Source organism: Photobacterium chitinilyticum (assembly GCF_004104355.1).
Taxonomy (GTDB): Bacteria; Pseudomonadota; Gammaproteobacteria; order Enterobacterales; family Vibrionaceae; genus Photobacterium; species Photobacterium chitinilyticum.
The window spans coordinates 198812-214476 of sequence record NZ_RJLM01000007.1 but is presented as its reverse complement, the minus strand read 5'-3'; the positions used below and the strand labels follow the sequence as shown (position 1 = coordinate 214476).

Annotated in this window: 15 protein-coding genes; 2 read left to right on the top strand and 13 right to left on the bottom strand. The window is 49.5% G+C overall.

Annotation, left to right across the window (positions count from 1 at the left end; translation table 11 throughout):
• Positions 1-95 precede the first annotated feature (95 nt).
• From trpS to rpe, 3 genes are all read right to left on the bottom strand, one after another.
• Positions 96-1109, bottom strand: a complete 1014-nt coding sequence (gene trpS, locus EDI28_RS17425) for a tryptophan--tRNA ligase (RefSeq protein WP_128785161.1) — start codon at positions 1107-1109, stop codon at positions 96-98.
• A 96-nt stretch (positions 1110-1205) separates the two neighbouring features.
• A complete protein-coding gene (locus tag EDI28_RS17420; RefSeq protein WP_128785160.1) occupies positions 1206-1895 on the bottom strand; it encodes a phosphoglycolate phosphatase in 690 nt (229 codons plus the stop codon).
• Positions 1895-2569 (bottom strand): ribulose-phosphate 3-epimerase, encoded by a 675-nt coding sequence (gene rpe / locus EDI28_RS17415; protein ID WP_128785159.1) that lies wholly within the window; start codon positions 2567-2569, stop codon positions 1895-1897. The genes EDI28_RS17420 and rpe overlap by 1 nt, the downstream gene beginning before the upstream one ends.
• Before the next feature lie 142 nt (positions 2570-2711).
• On the opposite strand from rpe, the gene EDI28_RS17410 reads away from it, so the two are divergent.
• A complete protein-coding gene (locus EDI28_RS17410; RefSeq protein WP_128785158.1) occupies positions 2712-2942 on the top strand; it encodes a DUF2970 domain-containing protein in 231 nt (76 codons plus the stop codon).
• Here EDI28_RS17410 and EDI28_RS17405 read toward each other — a convergent pair.
• From EDI28_RS17405 to pilM, 9 genes are all read right to left on the bottom strand, one after another.
• The gene (locus EDI28_RS17405) at positions 2939-3763 is read right to left on the bottom strand and encodes a Dam family site-specific DNA-(adenine-N6)-methyltransferase (protein ID WP_128785157.1); all 825 of its coding nucleotides are present in this window, start codon (positions 3761-3763) and stop codon (positions 2939-2941) included. The genes EDI28_RS17410 and EDI28_RS17405 overlap by 4 nt on opposite strands.
• Before the next feature lie 108 nt (positions 3764-3871).
• Positions 3872-5404 carry an SPOR domain-containing protein gene (locus tag EDI28_RS17400; RefSeq protein WP_128785156.1) on the bottom strand — a complete coding sequence of 511 codons (1533 nt, stop codon included), beginning with the start codon at positions 5402-5404 and terminating at the stop codon, positions 3872-3874.
• A gap of 14 nt (positions 5405-5418) precedes the next feature.
• Entirely contained in the window at positions 5419-6498 is a 1080-nt protein-coding gene (gene aroB, locus EDI28_RS17395; protein WP_128785155.1) for a 3-dehydroquinate synthase, read from the bottom strand.
• 19 nt (positions 6499-6517) lie between these two features.
• The gene (gene aroK / locus EDI28_RS17390; protein ID WP_128785154.1) at positions 6518-7036 is read right to left on the bottom strand and encodes a shikimate kinase AroK; all 519 of its coding nucleotides are present in this window, start codon (positions 7034-7036) and stop codon (positions 6518-6520) included.
• A 329-nt stretch (positions 7037-7365) separates the two neighbouring features.
• Positions 7366-9081, bottom strand: a complete 1716-nt coding sequence (locus tag EDI28_RS17385) for a type IV pilus secretin PilQ (RefSeq protein WP_128785153.1) — start codon at positions 9079-9081, stop codon at positions 7366-7368.
• 17 nt (positions 9082-9098) lie between these two features.
• The gene (locus EDI28_RS17380) at positions 9099-9638 is read right to left on the bottom strand and encodes a pilus assembly protein PilP (protein ID WP_438942808.1); all 540 of its coding nucleotides are present in this window, start codon (positions 9636-9638) and stop codon (positions 9099-9101) included.
• A 3-nt stretch (positions 9639-9641) separates the two neighbouring features.
• Complete coding sequence (locus tag EDI28_RS17375) at positions 9642-10226, bottom strand: type IV pilus inner membrane component PilO (protein ID WP_128785151.1); 585 nt, start codon at positions 10224-10226, stop codon at positions 9642-9644.
• On the bottom strand, positions 10219-10818 hold the full coding sequence (locus tag EDI28_RS17370; protein ID WP_128785150.1) for a PilN domain-containing protein: 600 nt from the start codon (positions 10816-10818) through the stop codon (positions 10219-10221). The genes EDI28_RS17375 and EDI28_RS17370 overlap by 8 nt, the downstream gene beginning before the upstream one ends.
• On the bottom strand, positions 10815-11825 hold the full coding sequence (gene pilM / locus EDI28_RS17365; RefSeq protein ID WP_128785149.1) for a type IV pilus biogenesis protein PilM: 1011 nt from the start codon (positions 11823-11825) through the stop codon (positions 10815-10817). Before pilM ends, EDI28_RS17370 begins: the two co-directional genes overlap by 4 nt.
• Before the next feature lie 145 nt (positions 11826-11970).
• Between pilM and EDI28_RS17360 the strand changes: the two genes are divergently transcribed.
• Positions 11971-14517 (top strand): penicillin-binding protein 1A, encoded by a 2547-nt coding sequence (locus tag EDI28_RS17360; RefSeq protein WP_128785148.1) that lies wholly within the window; start codon positions 11971-11973, stop codon positions 14515-14517.
• Between the two features lie 103 nt (positions 14518-14620).
• Here EDI28_RS17360 and oxyR read toward each other — a convergent pair whose 3' ends face one another.
• On the bottom strand, positions 14621-15529 hold the full coding sequence (gene oxyR / locus EDI28_RS17355; protein ID WP_128785147.1) for a DNA-binding transcriptional regulator OxyR: 909 nt from the start codon (positions 15527-15529) through the stop codon (positions 14621-14623).
• Positions 15530-15665: the final 136 nt, after the last annotated feature.

Genomic DNA, 15665 nt, shown 5'->3' with positions numbered 1-15665 from the left:
TAGGGAATAATAAAGGCAAGCCAAGATTAAAGAAAAACATTAAAGAAAAACCGGCCAAAAGGCCGGTTTCAAAGAATATTCCTACACTATATCGCTTATGGGCGGGGCACAAAACCAACCGCTTCGAAGGCTTTCTTCAATGTCACGGCAGCACGTTGAGAGGCTTTTTCAGCACCGGCTTTCATGACTGAGTCCATGTAGGCGCGGTCTTCACGAATACGCTTGTATTCGGCCTGAACCGGCTCAAGCATCGCAACAATAGCTTCACCAACGTCTTTCTTGAACGGACCGTACATCTCCACACCCTGGTATTGTGCTTCGATTTCCTCAAACGACTTGCCCGTCGCCGCCGAGTACAGACCCATTAGGTTGGTAATACCGGCTTTGTCGACGCCATGGGCAATACGCGGCGGCGTGTCGGTATCCGTTTGTGCTTTGTTGATCTTCTTGATGATCGACTTAGGCTCTTCCAGCAAAGTGATCACGTTCTTACGGTTATCGTCAGACTTCGACATCTTCTTGGTCGCATCTTGCAGGCTCATAACACGCGCGCCAATTGTCGGAATATACGGCTCCGGCACCTGGAAAATAGTATCGTCGCCACCGTAAATGTTATTAAAGCGAGTCGCGATATCGCGAGCAAGCTCAAGGTGCTGCTTCTGATCACTGCCTACTGGTACCTGGTGAGCGCCATAAAGCAGAATATCTGCAGCCATCAATACCGGGTAGCCAAACAGGCCGACATTGACGTCATTCGCATGGCGCTGCGACTTGTCCTTGAACTGCGTCATGCGGCTCAGCTCGCCCATCTGAGTATAACAATTTAGCAGCCAACCAAGCTGGGCATGCTCAGGAACATGTGACTGGACGAATAGCGTGCTTTTCTTCGGATCCACGCCAACGGCAAGGCAGATAGCCAGCGCATCTAACGTCGCTTCATAAAGCGCTTTCGGATCCTGACGGACAGTGATTGCATGGAGGTCAACAACACAGTACTGACAATCATAATCATCCTGCATCTGTTCCCACTGACGCAGCGCACCCAAATAGTTACCAATACTCAATTCACCAGAAGGCTGGACGCCACTCAATACAATGGGTTTACTCATGATGGGATTTCCTATGTCACTAAAGATAAGCAGCGGCACAAGTGCCGCTGACTAATATTCAAAACTTGTCGTCAGGCAAACGCAGGCCTGATAGTACTAGCTGTCTAGTTTAACCACTTCTGCCAACAGGCTAAAGTGATCCAGTACAATATCGGGGTCACTGTCACTGATCGGCTGACCGTAATTGTATCCGTAGGTCAGTCCGACAACATAACATGTCGCTGCTTTTGCCGCCAAGATATCGTTGCGGGAATCACCGACCATCAGCATTTCTGTTGCTGCCAGCTGATGTTTTTCCATCAGCCAATGCAAGGCAAAGGGATCCGGTTTTTTCAGCGGGAAGGTATCACCGCCAATAACATCGACAAAATAGTCACTGATACCATGCTGTTCCAGCAAGTGCGGAACGAACTGCGCAGGCTTGTTGGTTACGATAGCCATCGGAACCCCTGCCTGATGAAAAGAAGCAAGGGTATCTTTTACCCCAGAGTAAAGCGCACTTTGCTTGTGTCCACCAGCATCGTAAAAGCGGTCAAACAGCTGGCGGGCTTCTTTATGCAGTTCGGGATCGAGCTGAGGGTCCACTTCAAGGCTTCGACTCAGAGCGCGGCCAATCAGCACATCGGCACCATTGCCAATCCAAGTCGTCACCTGCTCAACCGTCACACCAGGACGGCCAAGAGTACGCATGGCCTTGTCTGCTGCTTCAGCCAGATCGGGAACGCTGTCGAGCAGCGTCCCGTCCAGATCAAAAGCAATAAACTTAATGCCTTTGAAGTGTTCCATTAACGCTCAACCTTGGCCAGCTCGGCACGCATTTCATCAATGACGGTCTTGTAATCTGGCTGACTGAAAATAGCTGAGCCTGCTACGAACATATCCGCACCCGCCTGGGCAATTTCACGGATATTCTCAACTTTAACGCCGCCATCAATTTCCACACGGATATCTCGACCAGAAGCCTCGATACGCTTACGCACTTCACGCAGCTTATCAAGCGTATTTGGAATAAACGACTGACCACCAAAGCCCGGGTTAACTGACATCAGCAAGATTAGGTCAATTTTATCCATGACATAATCTAGGTGATGAAGTGGCGTTGCCGGGTTAAATACCACACCCGCCTGGCATCCGTGTTCTTTTATCAGCTGCAAGGTACGGTCTAGATGCTCAGTTGCTTCAGCGTGGAAGGTGATCATCGTCGCGCCAGCTTTGGCAAAATCCGGGATAATGCGATCTACCGGCTTCACCATTAGGTGAACATCAATCGGCGCAGTAATGCCGTAGTCACGCAGTGCCTTACACACTGGCGCACCAAATGTCAGATTCGGCACATAGTGATTGTCCATCACATCAAAGTGAACCACATCTGCACCTGCAGCCAATACTTTCTCGACATCTTCACCAAGACGTGCGAAATCTGCAGACAGGATAGATGGAGCGATCAAAAAGTCCTTCATGTTCAGCCTCTATACGGTACATACGAAAACGTTATCGGAAATCGGCGCAATTCTACCCGATCCAAAGAATGATGTCTTAACGGATTTCTGCCAGCAACCGCCGGTTTAGTAACTATGCTTGTAGAACATGATGGAGGTAGGAATGGAAAAACAAAACGTTGGTGCCAAAAAACGTTCTAGAGACAGGCAAGGCAGCCTTGCTCTGAGCATCGCCGCAGCATTGTTCGGAGTACAGTCAGAACGCAATCGCCAGCATGATTTCAACCAGCGAACGCCGTGGCCCTTCATTGTCGCTGGTATTGTCGGGATACTTTTATTTATCGGTTTGCTTGTTGCCATCACTTTGATAGTCACAGCAACCCATGGACGCTAAGCTGACGGTGACTTAAACAGCGCCAACAGCTCATCGACTTTGTTGCGTCCGCTGCCATTGCGGCTGATCGTACGCTTCACTTTCACCACGGATAAATCAGCACCGTGGTAAAGACGTCGGGTCAAGGTCGTATCGTGATTAGATATCAGCACCGGGATCTCACGCTCTGTTGCAGCCTTTTCTGCCACATCAGCCAGGGCAGCCTGATCATCAAGGCTAAATCCATTTCCCGCATAAGAGGTAAAGTTCGCCGTGGTCGACAATGGCGCATAAGGCGGATCACAGTAAATCACACACCCTTTACGGGCTCGGGAAAACGTCTGGTGATAGCCCTCACAAACAAAGGTGGCACGTTTGGCTTTTTCGGCAAAGAAATACATTTCGTCTTCTGGGAAATAAGGTTTCTTATAAGAGCCAAACGGAACATTGAAGCCACCTTTTTTGTTATAGCGGCAAAGTCCATTAAAACCATGTCTATTCATGTACAAGAAATACAGAGAACGAAGGTATGGATCGTTGGTCTTGTTAAAGGCCTCACGGATTTCCAAGTACGCCCCTTTCTGGTTGTACTCAGGCGTGAACAGGGCTCTAACATCTTTAATATACTGCTCAGGATTCTCTTTAAGCAGGTTATAAAGATTGATCAAGTCCGGATTGATATCAGCCAGCAGGTATTGCTCAAAGTCGGTATTGAGAAAAACAGATCCAGCCCCGACAAAAGGCTCGACCAATTTACGCGCGGGTGGCAGATGGCGCTCGATTTCCTCGACCAGAGAATACTTGCCTCCAGCCCACTTAAGGAATGCACGATGCTTTTTCATTCAGCTAACCACCACAAAAACCGATATTGTCACGAAAGGTGGCGGATTGTACCTTATTTCACACCGAGTCTGATACCAATTCACGTAAATATCTACTAACTGTTGTGATTATTTCACCCGCTCAATTTCACGATGAATTTGTGCATAGGATTTCACCCATGGCTGAACAACCTGCAGTCTTTCCGGCAGCTTAGTTTCAGCTCTGCGAGCCGCGACGATATTAGGATAATCACCACTAATGACAATAAACCACGGCTCACCATTACGACGGGTTTCGTAAATAGTCGCTATCTGGTCGATCTGGTATTCAGCTATGAAGTTGTTGGCGGCCGACAGGGATTTAAGCGCGGCTAGCTGCAACGCATAATGACGCTTATCAACTGCTTTCAACGCCGCCCCAAGATTTTCATTTTTCCGTGAAGCTTCCGCTTGCCCCTCGGGCACTGATGTCGTCGTCTCTGGGGTAGGATCACCAGCAACAGGCGATCGTTCAGAGTTGCTCTGTGCGACAGTTGCCACTGGCTGAATAGTTTCAGCGACAGCCAGCTCTCCACTGCCTCCCAGCTCCTGTTCCGATATCATCGCGTCCACCACATCTGATGGCACGACGACCCGCTGACTATCGTCACTACGACCGACTGTCAGCCCCTCCAGAGATATTTCCGGCGGCAGGCGGTGAGAGTCATCATCAGCCGTATCTGTCACCGTCACCCCGAGCGATGGCGTCGCTTGTTCTATTTCTGGCGGAGGCAAAAGCTCTTCCATATTTTCGTCAACACGTCCGGTCGACAGGGTTAGCTCCTGGCGATCATCGCTAACCTGCTGCAAACTATCATCCTGAACGGTAACCGTTTCTGGTTCGCTGGCAGGAAAAAACAAAAAGACCAATCCGGCGGCGGCAGCAACAAGTAAGACAGCAAGCAATGCCATCGGTGATAATTTACGAGACCGCGAACTGGCCATATTTGTCTGCTCCGTATGTTCTAATTGCATCAGCGCCCCCGGTGTCGGTGGGGCCGCCCCGGCTTTCTCTCGCAGAGAGCGCCTTCCGTTAGCATCCAGCTGATCACTGCCGAATATCACTTCGACAAACGTTTGTACTTCTTGTTCACCAAAATCTGTAATTTCCAGCTCAAGCGGCGCCGCCCCCTGACCATGGGAAACCTGGCTCAGGTACTTATCAAGCCGCCCCGACTGGCTAAAGAGCAACACGTTAATTTGCCAGCCATGCACTGTCTGTGCCTTTTGTACCAGAGCCCATAGTTCGGCAATCAGCGTGGCACTGAGCAAGTGCGCGTCATCAATAACCAGCAGCAGGTTGGCAGAGCCTCCCCCCAACATATGTTCAACGCTCTGTTGCAGAGGATCCTGCTCATTAAACACCGGCTGGGCAACAAGCTGCTTGAGTATGATCGAGCGGTGCTGGCTGTCGGTCTGTGCCCGATGACAAAGCAATAGCGTTTGGTTGCTATTATCCGCCCATTGCTCCAGGTAGCGCTGCGCCAACCAGGTTTTTCCAGCCCCTTCACGGCCGGTTACCTGGATCAGGTTAGAACTAAAACGGGTTAAAAACTGAATACGGGAAAGGAGTTGGACCTGACTATCCAGATCCAACGTTGCGACTGAGGTGTCACGAGTCATGGTAGTTCACAACTTTAAGGGTTGATCACACGACGCAGAATATCGTGAGGCACATCAGCCACGACTGCAGCACTACCGATAGACGTCGGTAATACCAGCCTTAGCTGACCTGACAATACTTTTTTATCCCGCATCATGTGCTTCATATAACAATCAAAATCCATCGATGCTGGAGCTTTGACAGGTAAGTTAGCCCGCTCAAGCAAACGGGTAACACGCTGAACATCATCTAATGATAACAAACCATGCAGATAGGCAGTTTGCGCCGCTTGTACAGTCCCCGCCGACACAGCCTCACCGTGCAGCCAGTTTCCATATCCCATCTCAGCTTCAATTGCGTGGCCAAAGGTATGGCCTAGATTCAGCAACGCCCGCACACCAGATTCTTTCTCATCCGCAGCGACTACGTCCGCTTTGAGCTGGCAGCAACGCCCGATTGCATAGCACAGGGCATCATTATCCAATGCCTGTAACTTTTCGAGATTTTGTTCTAACCAAACAAAGAAATCATTGTCGGCAATAATACCGTACTTGATCACTTCAGCCATACCGGCTGCAAACTCACGGTCTGGCAGTGTTTTCAAGCATTGGTTATCCACCACAACCGCTTTAGGTTGGTAGAATGCCCCAACCATATTCTTGCCAAGCGGATGGTTTACAGCTGTTTTGCCACCAACAGAAGAGTCCACCTGGGACAACAAAGTTGTTGGTACCTGGATAAAATCAACACCTCGTTGATAGCTCGCAGCAGCAAACCCCACGACATCACCAATAACGCCACCACCGAGCGCAACAATAACCACATCACGACCGTAATTGCCTTCCAGCAAAAACGTCATGATCTGGTTAAATGTCTCAAGGGTTTTGTATTGCTCACCGTCAGGCAGTGAAAGCAAGGCAACATCACATTGCAGCTTACGGATGGTCGCCATTACCGTTTCGGCATATAGCGGTGCCACCGTTTCATTGCTGACCACAACAACACGTCGACCGGCACTGATGGCAGAGGAAAACAACGCCGGGTCATTAAATAACTCGGCGCCGATTGATATTGGATAGCTTCTGTCACCTAGGTTGACGTTGATCCGTTCCATGGTCAGCTTCTCTTTATAATTAACGCTCTTCAAGCATCTTGATGATTTGATTGGCAACTACTTTAGCGCTCTGATCATCAGTGCGAATTACGTAGTCTGCAACCTCTTCATACATAGGGTTACGCTCCTCTGCCAGAGCCTCTAGTACTTCACGTGGCGCATCTGTTTGTAACAGAGGACGCTTCTTGTCACGCTGAGTACGTGCTAGTTGTTTTTCTATGGTAGTTTCAAGATAAACCACAATGCCGCGAGCAGACAGGCGGTTGCGGTTCTCTTTACTTTGAACGGAACCACCACCTGTCGCAAGTACGATCCCTTGCTCTTGGGTCAGGTCATCAATCACGTTCTCTTCGCGAACACGGAAACCGTCTTCACCTTCAACATCAAATACCCAGCTGATATCGGCTCCAGTACGGTCTTCAATGACAGAATCAGAGTCAAAGAATTCCATATGCAGCTGCTGTGCAAGATGTCTACCAATAGTACTTTTGCCGGCACCCATTGGGCCGACCAGGAAAATATTTCGTTTTTCAGCCATTTTTAGCAATTTTACGCGCGGTTAATAAAACGACACCGCCCGCAGGCTATCTATAAATAAGCCCGAGGCGCCAACTTCCTCACATTTAATGCGTGATAAGACCGAAAATTATCTCAGGACTCGATATCATTTGGCAATAGCTAGAGTGCCTCATTACCAATTTAATTAACCTTGAGACAGTCAGCGACGCAAGCTCCCTCCTGAAAAACGGCACTCAACAAGCAAAATATACCAATAAACACAGTTAGTTATAACTTAACAGTGTTTATACGCAGCCTCATTGCAACTAACTCAATACCGAGCAGCTACAATCACTGAAAGCCGCTTAATTACTGCATTACTATCTTCGGTGTGACAAAAATCAGTAATTCCCGCTTGGCCATCTTTTCCAATTTGTGGCGAAACAGTGCGCCCAGTATCGGCAAATCACCCAGCACAGGGACTTTTCTTACCGCATGATCTGTTTCGTGCTGATAGATCCCGCCCAGCACCACCGTCTCACCATTTTCAACCAATACCTGGGTACCAATTCGCTGGGTATCAATCGCAACGGCCTCTCCGGTTCCTGTCGACACTGTCTTACCGGGTTTATCCTGGGTTACCACCAAATCCAGCACCAATTTATCGTCCGGCGTGATTTGTGGCGTCACCATCAGGCTAAGTACAGCCTTCTTGAACCCAACAGACACAGCCCCGCTCGATGACGATTCCAGGTAGGGAATTTCAGTTCCCTGCTCAATATACGCCATTTGCTTGTTGGTAGTGACGAGTCGAGGACTGGAGATAATTTCCAGTTTATCCTCTGATTGCAGGGCGGAAAGCTCGAGATCCAACAATATATCGCCCATTTTGGCGACCTGAAAGGCAATGCTGGAAGCTCCCGTCTGAGTTGCTGCCAAATTGACATTAAGGAAATTATCCACTGACGCCTCGCTATCCAACAGCCCTACAGAGCCAAGGTTGCTCTCAATCGAGCCGCCAACTGTACGACTTCCGCTGCTACTCAGCAGGCCCCACCGAACCCCGATTTCATCGATATCACCTTCATTCACCGATACAATTCTGGCTTCGATATGGACCTGCTTGACCGGAATATCCAGCGCGGAGACAATATGCTTAATACTGTCGATACGCCCACCAAGATCATTAATAATCAATGAGTTGGTTCGATCATCAACATGCAAGGAGCCACGTTTTGAAAGCATACTGCTGCCACTATCCGCGCCCTGTAGCAAATCGGCAAGATCCGTTGCTTTGGCATAACTGACCGGGATGATCTCCGAGCGTAAGGACGCCAGGTCCTGCTCTTTCCGCTTAGCCTCAAGGAGCTGCTGCTCGCTCTGGACCAGCTCTTGTTTCGGTGCAATCAGTACGACTGAGCCCAGCACCCGTTTATCCAGCCCTTTCGCTTGCAAAATGATATCCAACACCTGGGGCCACGGCACATCATCCAGACGCAATGTCACGTTTCCCTGAACACTATCAGAAACAACGAGATTGAAGTCATTATATTCAGCTATCAGCTGAAGTACGTTGCGAACAGGAATATCCTGGAAATTAATCGAAATCGGTTTGCTGCTATAGTTCACCTCGCCAGTCTGGCCTGCCTTGGCTTCATCAGGGCGATCTGCAACCATAACATTCAAGCGGACACCTTTCAGATCGTAATCATAGGCAAACCGTCCCGTCATATTGAGCACCAGCCGAGTTCCATTCTCGATGCGAAGTGTTTCGATGGAATCTACCACCGTCGCAAAGTCAGTCACATCCAGCAAATACACCCTCTCATTGCTGATCGCGGTACCAACCATGTCGATATACAGCTGCCTGCCCGACTTGCGTATATCCACCAAAGACTGAGCTTTGGCCAGATCGACACTCAGTATCCCCCGGTCTTGTTTATCCCGCCTGAAATCAATGTGGGTGATCTGGTTATCTACCACCGTAACCGCTGCGGCCGGAAAAACCACCACTGCCATACCCAGCCAGAAAACCAGTAGACACACAGCCTGCACCATAGCGGGTAACGGGAAGTTCCTTCTCATCTTTTACTTCATCCTTTTTATACTGCAGAACCCACGGAGGCTAATGGTAATGTGATCTGCCTTTTCACCCAGCATCCCATACCGTCAGGTAGAACTTCTTCGACCTCGACACTTCTCGGGCTAACATGCCGAACCTTTCCATGGTTAGGACCGAGGTAATATCCATCTCGAATTTTTTCCAACTTCCCTTCAGGGGTAGAAATTATCGCCCAAAGCATATTCTTATCACCGATCACTCCCTTCATTCTTATCTGTCCCAAAGGAATACTTTCCAGTGCCGTCCGCACCCGCTGCATGTCCGGCTGCCAGCATGCCTTATCCGTTTCTTGCCCAGTAGCCATTAATTCCGTCCGCGGGCGTACAAATGGAACCCGGGTACTTGTCATGGCAAATTCATCGGCAACAAATACATATTGTTGCTGCAAGGGTTCAACCTCCGCCTGGGCCTGGTTATGGGCTAACTCAATAAACTGTTGAATCGAATCTTCATTTGCCTGACAACCCGTTACGAGCAAGGTAAAGAAAACAACAAAACAAATCCTTTTCAAACTATCCACCTCTTACTGCGGCGCTTTAAAGCGATAGGTACTGGCAGAGACTTTCAACGACAGGGTTTCCTGATTCTGCTGCTGCCTTACAAGTACCAAGTCAAAATCGGTAAGGGTGACAATTCGTGATAGCCTGGCGACCGATTCCGCAAACTTGCCAATATTTTCATAGCGGCCGGTTAGGGCGATATTGATAGGAAGTTCATAGTACAGCGACTTGTTAATTGTCGGCCCCCATTCTATTCGTTGAAATTCAAGCCCATTCCTAAGCCCGATGTCATTAACGCCAGACAGCAGGCTGGCCAGCTCTTTCTCCTCGGGCAATTGTTCAACCACGTATTGGTAACGCTTTTCCAGCTCTTTAACCTGCAGCCTGACAGTCGGCAGAGCCGCGACCTGACTGGCCCGTACCCCGACAAGGCTACGAAGTTCCGACTCTTTTTGCTTTAACGCTACAAGCTCCTCCTGCAATGGAGTCAGCCAGTACCAATACCCAAGCCCCCCCAACACCAGCGCCAGTACAAACGCAACAGCACATTGCGGCATCAGCGGCCATTCAGTAATTTCATCCAGATCTAAATCTTGCCAGTCACTCACTAGCGCCCCCTCGCCGGTTATGTCCAGCCTCAGATGTCAGCTCAGGACGTTTTGCCAGAGTAAACGAGGCTTTAAATTTCGTCTGGTCCTGGGCTTTATCACCTTTGGTGGCGACGATAGAATGCATGGCCACATCTTTCAGCCAGGGAGACTGTTCGGCATTGGACAGCAAAATCGCCAGGCGACCATTCGAGTCGCCAATACCATTAACGGAGATCCGATTGGATTTCATCGAGATACTGTCTAGGTAGACCCCCTGCGGCACAATACCAGGCAACAGACTCAGCAATAGAGTTAGCTGGTTTCGTTCTTGCTGAATATCACTAATCACCCCAAGCCGTTTGTTGAGCGCTTCACGCTGCCTATCCAGCTTGGGCAAGAAAGAGAGCTGGCGCTCAAGGGTTGATATTTCTTGCTGCAACTGCTGATTACGAGTCTGTTGGTACACCTGATGCTGCTCGAGATAACTGACCAGCAACCATTGCACTGCGGCGACAACGATCACCACAGCGCCCAGAATGGAAAAAAAACGCTGTTTATGCTGTTTTCGTTTTTCCTCTCGCCAAGGCAGCAAATTAAGTGATGCTATCATTGTGCGGCCCCCCGAATAGCCAGTCCTGCCGCAACAGCATATTGACCGTAATAACTATCGCTGGCTATCTGGCCCAGCTTTTTGCTACAGGTAAAATAGCGAAAAGGATTGATCCAGCGCGCTTCAAGGCCCAGTAACCGACCAAGTAACTCCTCGAACACCACGTACTGACCACCGCCACACAACCAAACCCCTTTGAGCGGCGAGCGCGGGTGTGTAGAGTTATATAGCTGGAATTGACGTTTGAGATGATCGGCCAGCTGCTTGGTAAAGAGCTCGGCCTGCTCAGGTTCAGGGGTAAAGATCTTCTGGATTACGCCATCGCCAGCACTTGGCCGACTAATCAATTCAGTTCCGAAAGCCATTTCTCGATGGTAGGCCGCACCACCTGACGGCTTGACACTGAACTCGGTACATCGCTTGCCAATATCCACGAGCCCCCACAATTCATGCTCCTGGGCCCGCTCAGCCGTGTACTCAGCTAGCCACAATAAAGCGTGAGTCTGTAGTTCTACTACACTCGGGTTTAAGCCCGCTTTTTTCAACGCTTTAACCCGGCTATCAATCGTCTCTCTCCGGGCAGCAAAGACTTGAAACGGCACCGTCGTCGCCGTTTCCATGAAGTTATCCGACGATAAAGGGAAAAAATCCAAGCGTAGCTCTTCAACAGGAAACGGCGAGGTAGCACTGAGTGCCTGGCTAACGGCAAATTCAGCTTCTTCATCACTGAGGTTGGTATCAAGCTGGATCACTTTGCTAATAACCGCACTATCTGGCAAAGCAAGGGCCACTGTCTTTGCATTAAACGGCAGACTCTTTTTTAATTTACGTACTGCTGACAACAACGCAGGCGTATTCACGCTATGCTGATCGTTTATAACAGAAGAAGGCAACACAATTTCTGCAAAGGCAGATAATTCCAATTGTCCTTTTTTTGGATTAAGCACGACCGCTTTGACACTATGATGGCCTATATCAATCCCAATTATTGGTGGGTTCCGAAACATACCGTGCTATGCTCCCTGATAACGGAAAAGCAATTTATTTTTCAAACGAACACCAACCTATAACGTTAATTTTATTTAAGTTATCTTTATACTCTTGGTTGAAATAGATTGAACGGTCGAATGATGGTGTAACAGGAATTCTCAAGTGAAGTTCATAAAGCGATTACTTATCCTTGCATTGATTTGCATAATTCTTGGAGTCGGTACAATCTTTGGTTTTTACCTTTATGTAAAGCCAGAGCTCCCGGATGTCGCAACACTAAAAAACGTTGAATTACAAACACCTATGCAGGTGTTCAGTACCAACGGAAAACTGATATCACAATTCGGTGAGAAACGACGTATCCCACTGGCACTCGACGATATTCCACCGCAAATGATTAATGCTATCATCGCGACCGAAGACAGCCGTTACTACGACCACCCCGGTATTGACCCGATCGGCATAGCCCGTGCCGCCTTTGTCGTCGCCACCTCAGGCTCTGCCAAGCAGGGTGCAAGTACGATTACCCAGCAGCTTGCCCGAAACTTCTTTCTCTCCAACGAGAAGAAGCTGATGCGAAAAATCAAAGAAATTTTTATCGCTATTCATATCGAGCAACTGCTGAGCAAAGAAGAAATCCTTGAGCTTTACCTTAATAAAATTTACCTGGGTTATCGTTCATACGGCGTCGGTGCTGCTGCACAAGTCTATTTTGGCAAAGAAGTCAGCCAACTGACCCTGAGCGAAATTGCCATAATTGCCGGCCTGCCGAAAGCACCATCCACGATGAATCCGCTTTATTCGTTGGATCGCGCCACAACCCGTCGTAACGTAGTGTTGGGCCGAATGTTTACTGAAGGCTATGTTACTCAGGCAGAACTGAATCAGGCTCGATCAGAACCCATTGTTGCGCGTTACCACGGTGCGGAAATCGAGCTCAACGCTCCGTATTTCGCAGAACGCGCCCGTGCCTGGATGGTTGAACGTTATGGTGAAGATGCCTATACCTCCGGGATGCGTATCTACACCACCGTTGATCCAAAGCTACAGAACGCGGCACAGACTGCTGCGGTCAATAACCTGCTTAACTACGATCAGCGCCATGGTTTCAGGGGCGCGGTAGCAACGCTATGGAAATCCGAGCAAACCGCCTGGGGTTCTAACAAAATCATCGAACACCTGAAAAAGCAGCCAAGTTACGGTGAGCTGCAAGCCGCCGTGGTAACGACCGTCAGCGGCCAAACCGCCCAGGTGATAACCAAAGAAGGCGAGCAGCACACTATCGAATGGAGCGGAATGAAGTGGGCTCGGAAGTTTGTTACCGACATCCGCCAAGGCCCAGCCCCTAAGGCAGCAGCAGATATTTTGGCTGCCGGCCAGCAAATTTGGATACAGCAAAGGGAGCAACAGTGGGTACTGAGCCAGGTACCCGATGCCAATACGGCATTTGTTGCGGTATCGCCACAAAACGGTGCCGTCAAGGCCATGGTCGGCGGTTTTAACTTCATCCACAGCAAATTTAACCGTGCGACCCAGTCCATCCGCCAGGTTGGCTCCAGTATCAAGCCGTTTATTTACTCGGCGGCACTGGAAAAGGGCATGACACTGGCCACCTTAGTCAATGACGCACCGGTCAATCGTTGGGACAAGAGCATGGGCACAGCGTGGCGCCCTAAAAACTCACCACCGACCTATAATGGACCAACACGTCTACGCTTAGGCTTGGCACAATCTAAAAACGTAATGGCCGTACGCGTACTCCAAAATGTCGGACTCGATGAAACCATCAGCTACCTGACCCGCTTCGGCTTCAAACGCGAAGATCTACCACGGGCAGAAGCGATTGCCCTCGGTGCGGGCAGCCTGACACCACTGGAAATGGCACAAGGCTTCTCAGTCTTTGCCAACGGCGGCTATTATGTCGAGCCCTACTTTATTGAGCGTGTTGAAGACCCTTACGGCAATCTGATCTATCAGGCCAACCCGAATGTTGTCTGTAATACCGAATGCCAGCGGGAGCAGCAACAAGCCGGTAATAACATTGCAGCCAGCCGGGCAGTCCTAAACGATATCGCTATCAGCGAGCAGGAGCTGGGTGATACCGGTAGCGCCATTGAAAGCGATCAGCAGCAAACAAGGTATGCGCCACAGGTTATTTCCGAGCAAAATGCCTTCCTTGTCCGCGAGATGCTAGAAAGCAATATCTGGGGCGGCGGTGACTGGCGTCACGGCAGTGGCTGGAACGGCACAGGCTGGCGTGGCCAGGTACTAAAGCGACGAGATATCGGCGGAAAAACAGGTACCACCAACGGCTCGAAAGATGCTTGGTACTCAGGTTTCGGCCCCAATATTGTAGCAACATCCTGGGTCGGCTTTGACAATCACAGCCGTGCACTGGGTAAATCGGCCTGGAACAATAATTTGGGTAAAAAGCAGATTTCAGGCGGCGAAGCCGGTGCAAAAACAGCGCAACCAGCCTGGGTTTCGTTTATGGACAAAGCCCTGGAAGATGTACCTGTCCAACGCAAGCAGCTTCCGTCTGATATCGTAAAAGTCCGTATTGACCGCGATACCGGCAAGCTCAGCAACCGCAACGATTACACCTCGATGTTCGAGTACTTTGAGAAAGGAACGGAACCGACCGAACAAGTTGGCGAAGGAGCATCTGACGGTATTTTCGAATCGGACAGTTCCGACGAACTATTCTGATCCCTCTCCCGGACATTTCTCCTAGAGGCTTAGCCTAAACACCTGTGTCTAAAATAAAAAGAGCGCCCTAACGGCGCTCTTTCTATATCTGCCGATATCAGCACTAAAGCCATTCTGCACTAAAACGAACATCAATATGTTGGTTGATCAGCTCGGCGATTTTTTCATAACGTGCCCGTAATGGTGAACCGGGTCGGTAAGCCAGAGTGATCAGCCGTGTTGGTACCGGATCACAGGCCTTGATATAGCTCACGCCGTCCCGGCTCTGCTCCTTTGGCGTTGCCAGCTGGGGCAACAGAGTGATCCCACTCCCCGCTGCGACCATATTACGCAATGTTTCGAGACTGGTGGCCTTGAAACTTCCGTCTTCATGCGCTCCGGAAGCAAAACAAAAGCCCATAGCCTGATCCCGCAGGCAATGGCCGTCGCCCAACATCAGCAGGGTTTCTCCATTCAGCTGATCCATGTCCAATGTTTCCATTTTAGCCCAGCGGTGCTCCTCCGGAACCGCAAGTATCATTGGTTCGTTATAAAGTGGTAACTCTATAAAATGTTCAGTCTCTTTGACGGCAGCCAGGATAATACAATCAAGCTTGCCCTCTTCCAGTTGTCGCACTAACTGATGAGTCTGCGCCTCATGGAGAAACAACTCGAGTTGCGGAAAAGCAGCCTTGAGCTGTGGAATAATATGCGGCAATAGGTAGGGGCCCACCGTCGGAATAAAACCGATATGGAGCGGCCCGGCCATACTCTCCCCCTGTTGGCTTGCCAGCTCCGTCAGCACCTTAACTTCTAGCAATATTTTTTGCGCCTGAGAAACCAAACTCAAACCGGCATCGGTAAAAAGAACCCGCCGACTGGTTCGTTCCAGTAACGATACACCCAGTTCATCTTCCAGTTTGCGAATTTGTCCACTCAAGGTGGGCTGACTGACAAAACACGCTTCGGCGGCTTTTCGGAAATGCCTGTGCTCAGACAATGCGACCAGATATTCAAGATCTCGGATGTTCATGGCGAATATGTCCTTTAATAGGATATAACTATCAAAACCATAGCAGCAAACGATTAGAGCTATCAAGTCAAAAGCGACATAATCATCACATCAAAACGGAGCAGTGAAGAGTAAGCTCCGGTTGAGACACAAATAA

Excerpts from the sequence above, each read along its gene's own strand:
- EDI28_RS17400 (WP_128785156.1), bottom strand. The coding sequence starts at position 5,404 with ATGACTCGTGACACCTCAGTCGCAACGTTGGATCTGGATAGTCAGGTC.
- aroK (WP_128785154.1), bottom strand. The coding sequence starts at position 7,036 with ATGGCTGAAAAACGAAATATTTTCCTGGTCGGCCCAATGGGTGCCGGC.
- EDI28_RS17385 (WP_128785153.1), bottom strand. The coding sequence starts at position 9,081 with ATGAGAAGGAACTTCCCGTTACCCGCTATGGTGCAGGCTGTGTGTCTA.
- EDI28_RS17405 (WP_128785157.1), bottom strand. The coding sequence starts at position 3,763 with ATGAAAAAGCATCGTGCATTCCTTAAGTGGGCTGGAGGCAAGTATTCT.
- EDI28_RS17420 (WP_128785160.1), bottom strand. The coding sequence starts at position 1,895 with ATGGAACACTTCAAAGGCATTAAGTTTATTGCTTTTGATCTGGACGGG.
- pilM (WP_128785149.1), bottom strand. The coding sequence starts at position 11,825 with ATGTTTCGGAACCCACCAATAATTGGGATTGATATAGGCCATCATAGT.
- rpe (WP_128785159.1), bottom strand. The coding sequence starts at position 2,569 with ATGAAGGACTTTTTGATCGCTCCATCTATCCTGTCTGCAGATTTCGCA.
- aroB (WP_128785155.1), bottom strand. The coding sequence starts at position 6,498 with ATGGAACGGATCAACGTCAACCTAGGTGACAGAAGCTATCCAATATCA.
- oxyR (WP_128785147.1), bottom strand. The coding sequence starts at position 15,529 with ATGAACATCCGAGATCTTGAATATCTGGTCGCATTGTCTGAGCACAGG.
- trpS (WP_128785161.1), bottom strand. The coding sequence starts at position 1,109 with ATGAGTAAACCCATTGTATTGAGTGGCGTCCAGCCTTCTGGTGAATTG.
- EDI28_RS17370 (WP_128785150.1), bottom strand. The coding sequence starts at position 10,818 with ATGATAGCATCACTTAATTTGCTGCCTTGGCGAGAGGAAAAACGAAAA.
- EDI28_RS17410 (WP_128785158.1), top strand. The coding sequence starts at position 2,712 with ATGGAAAAACAAAACGTTGGTGCCAAAAAACGTTCTAGAGACAGGCAA.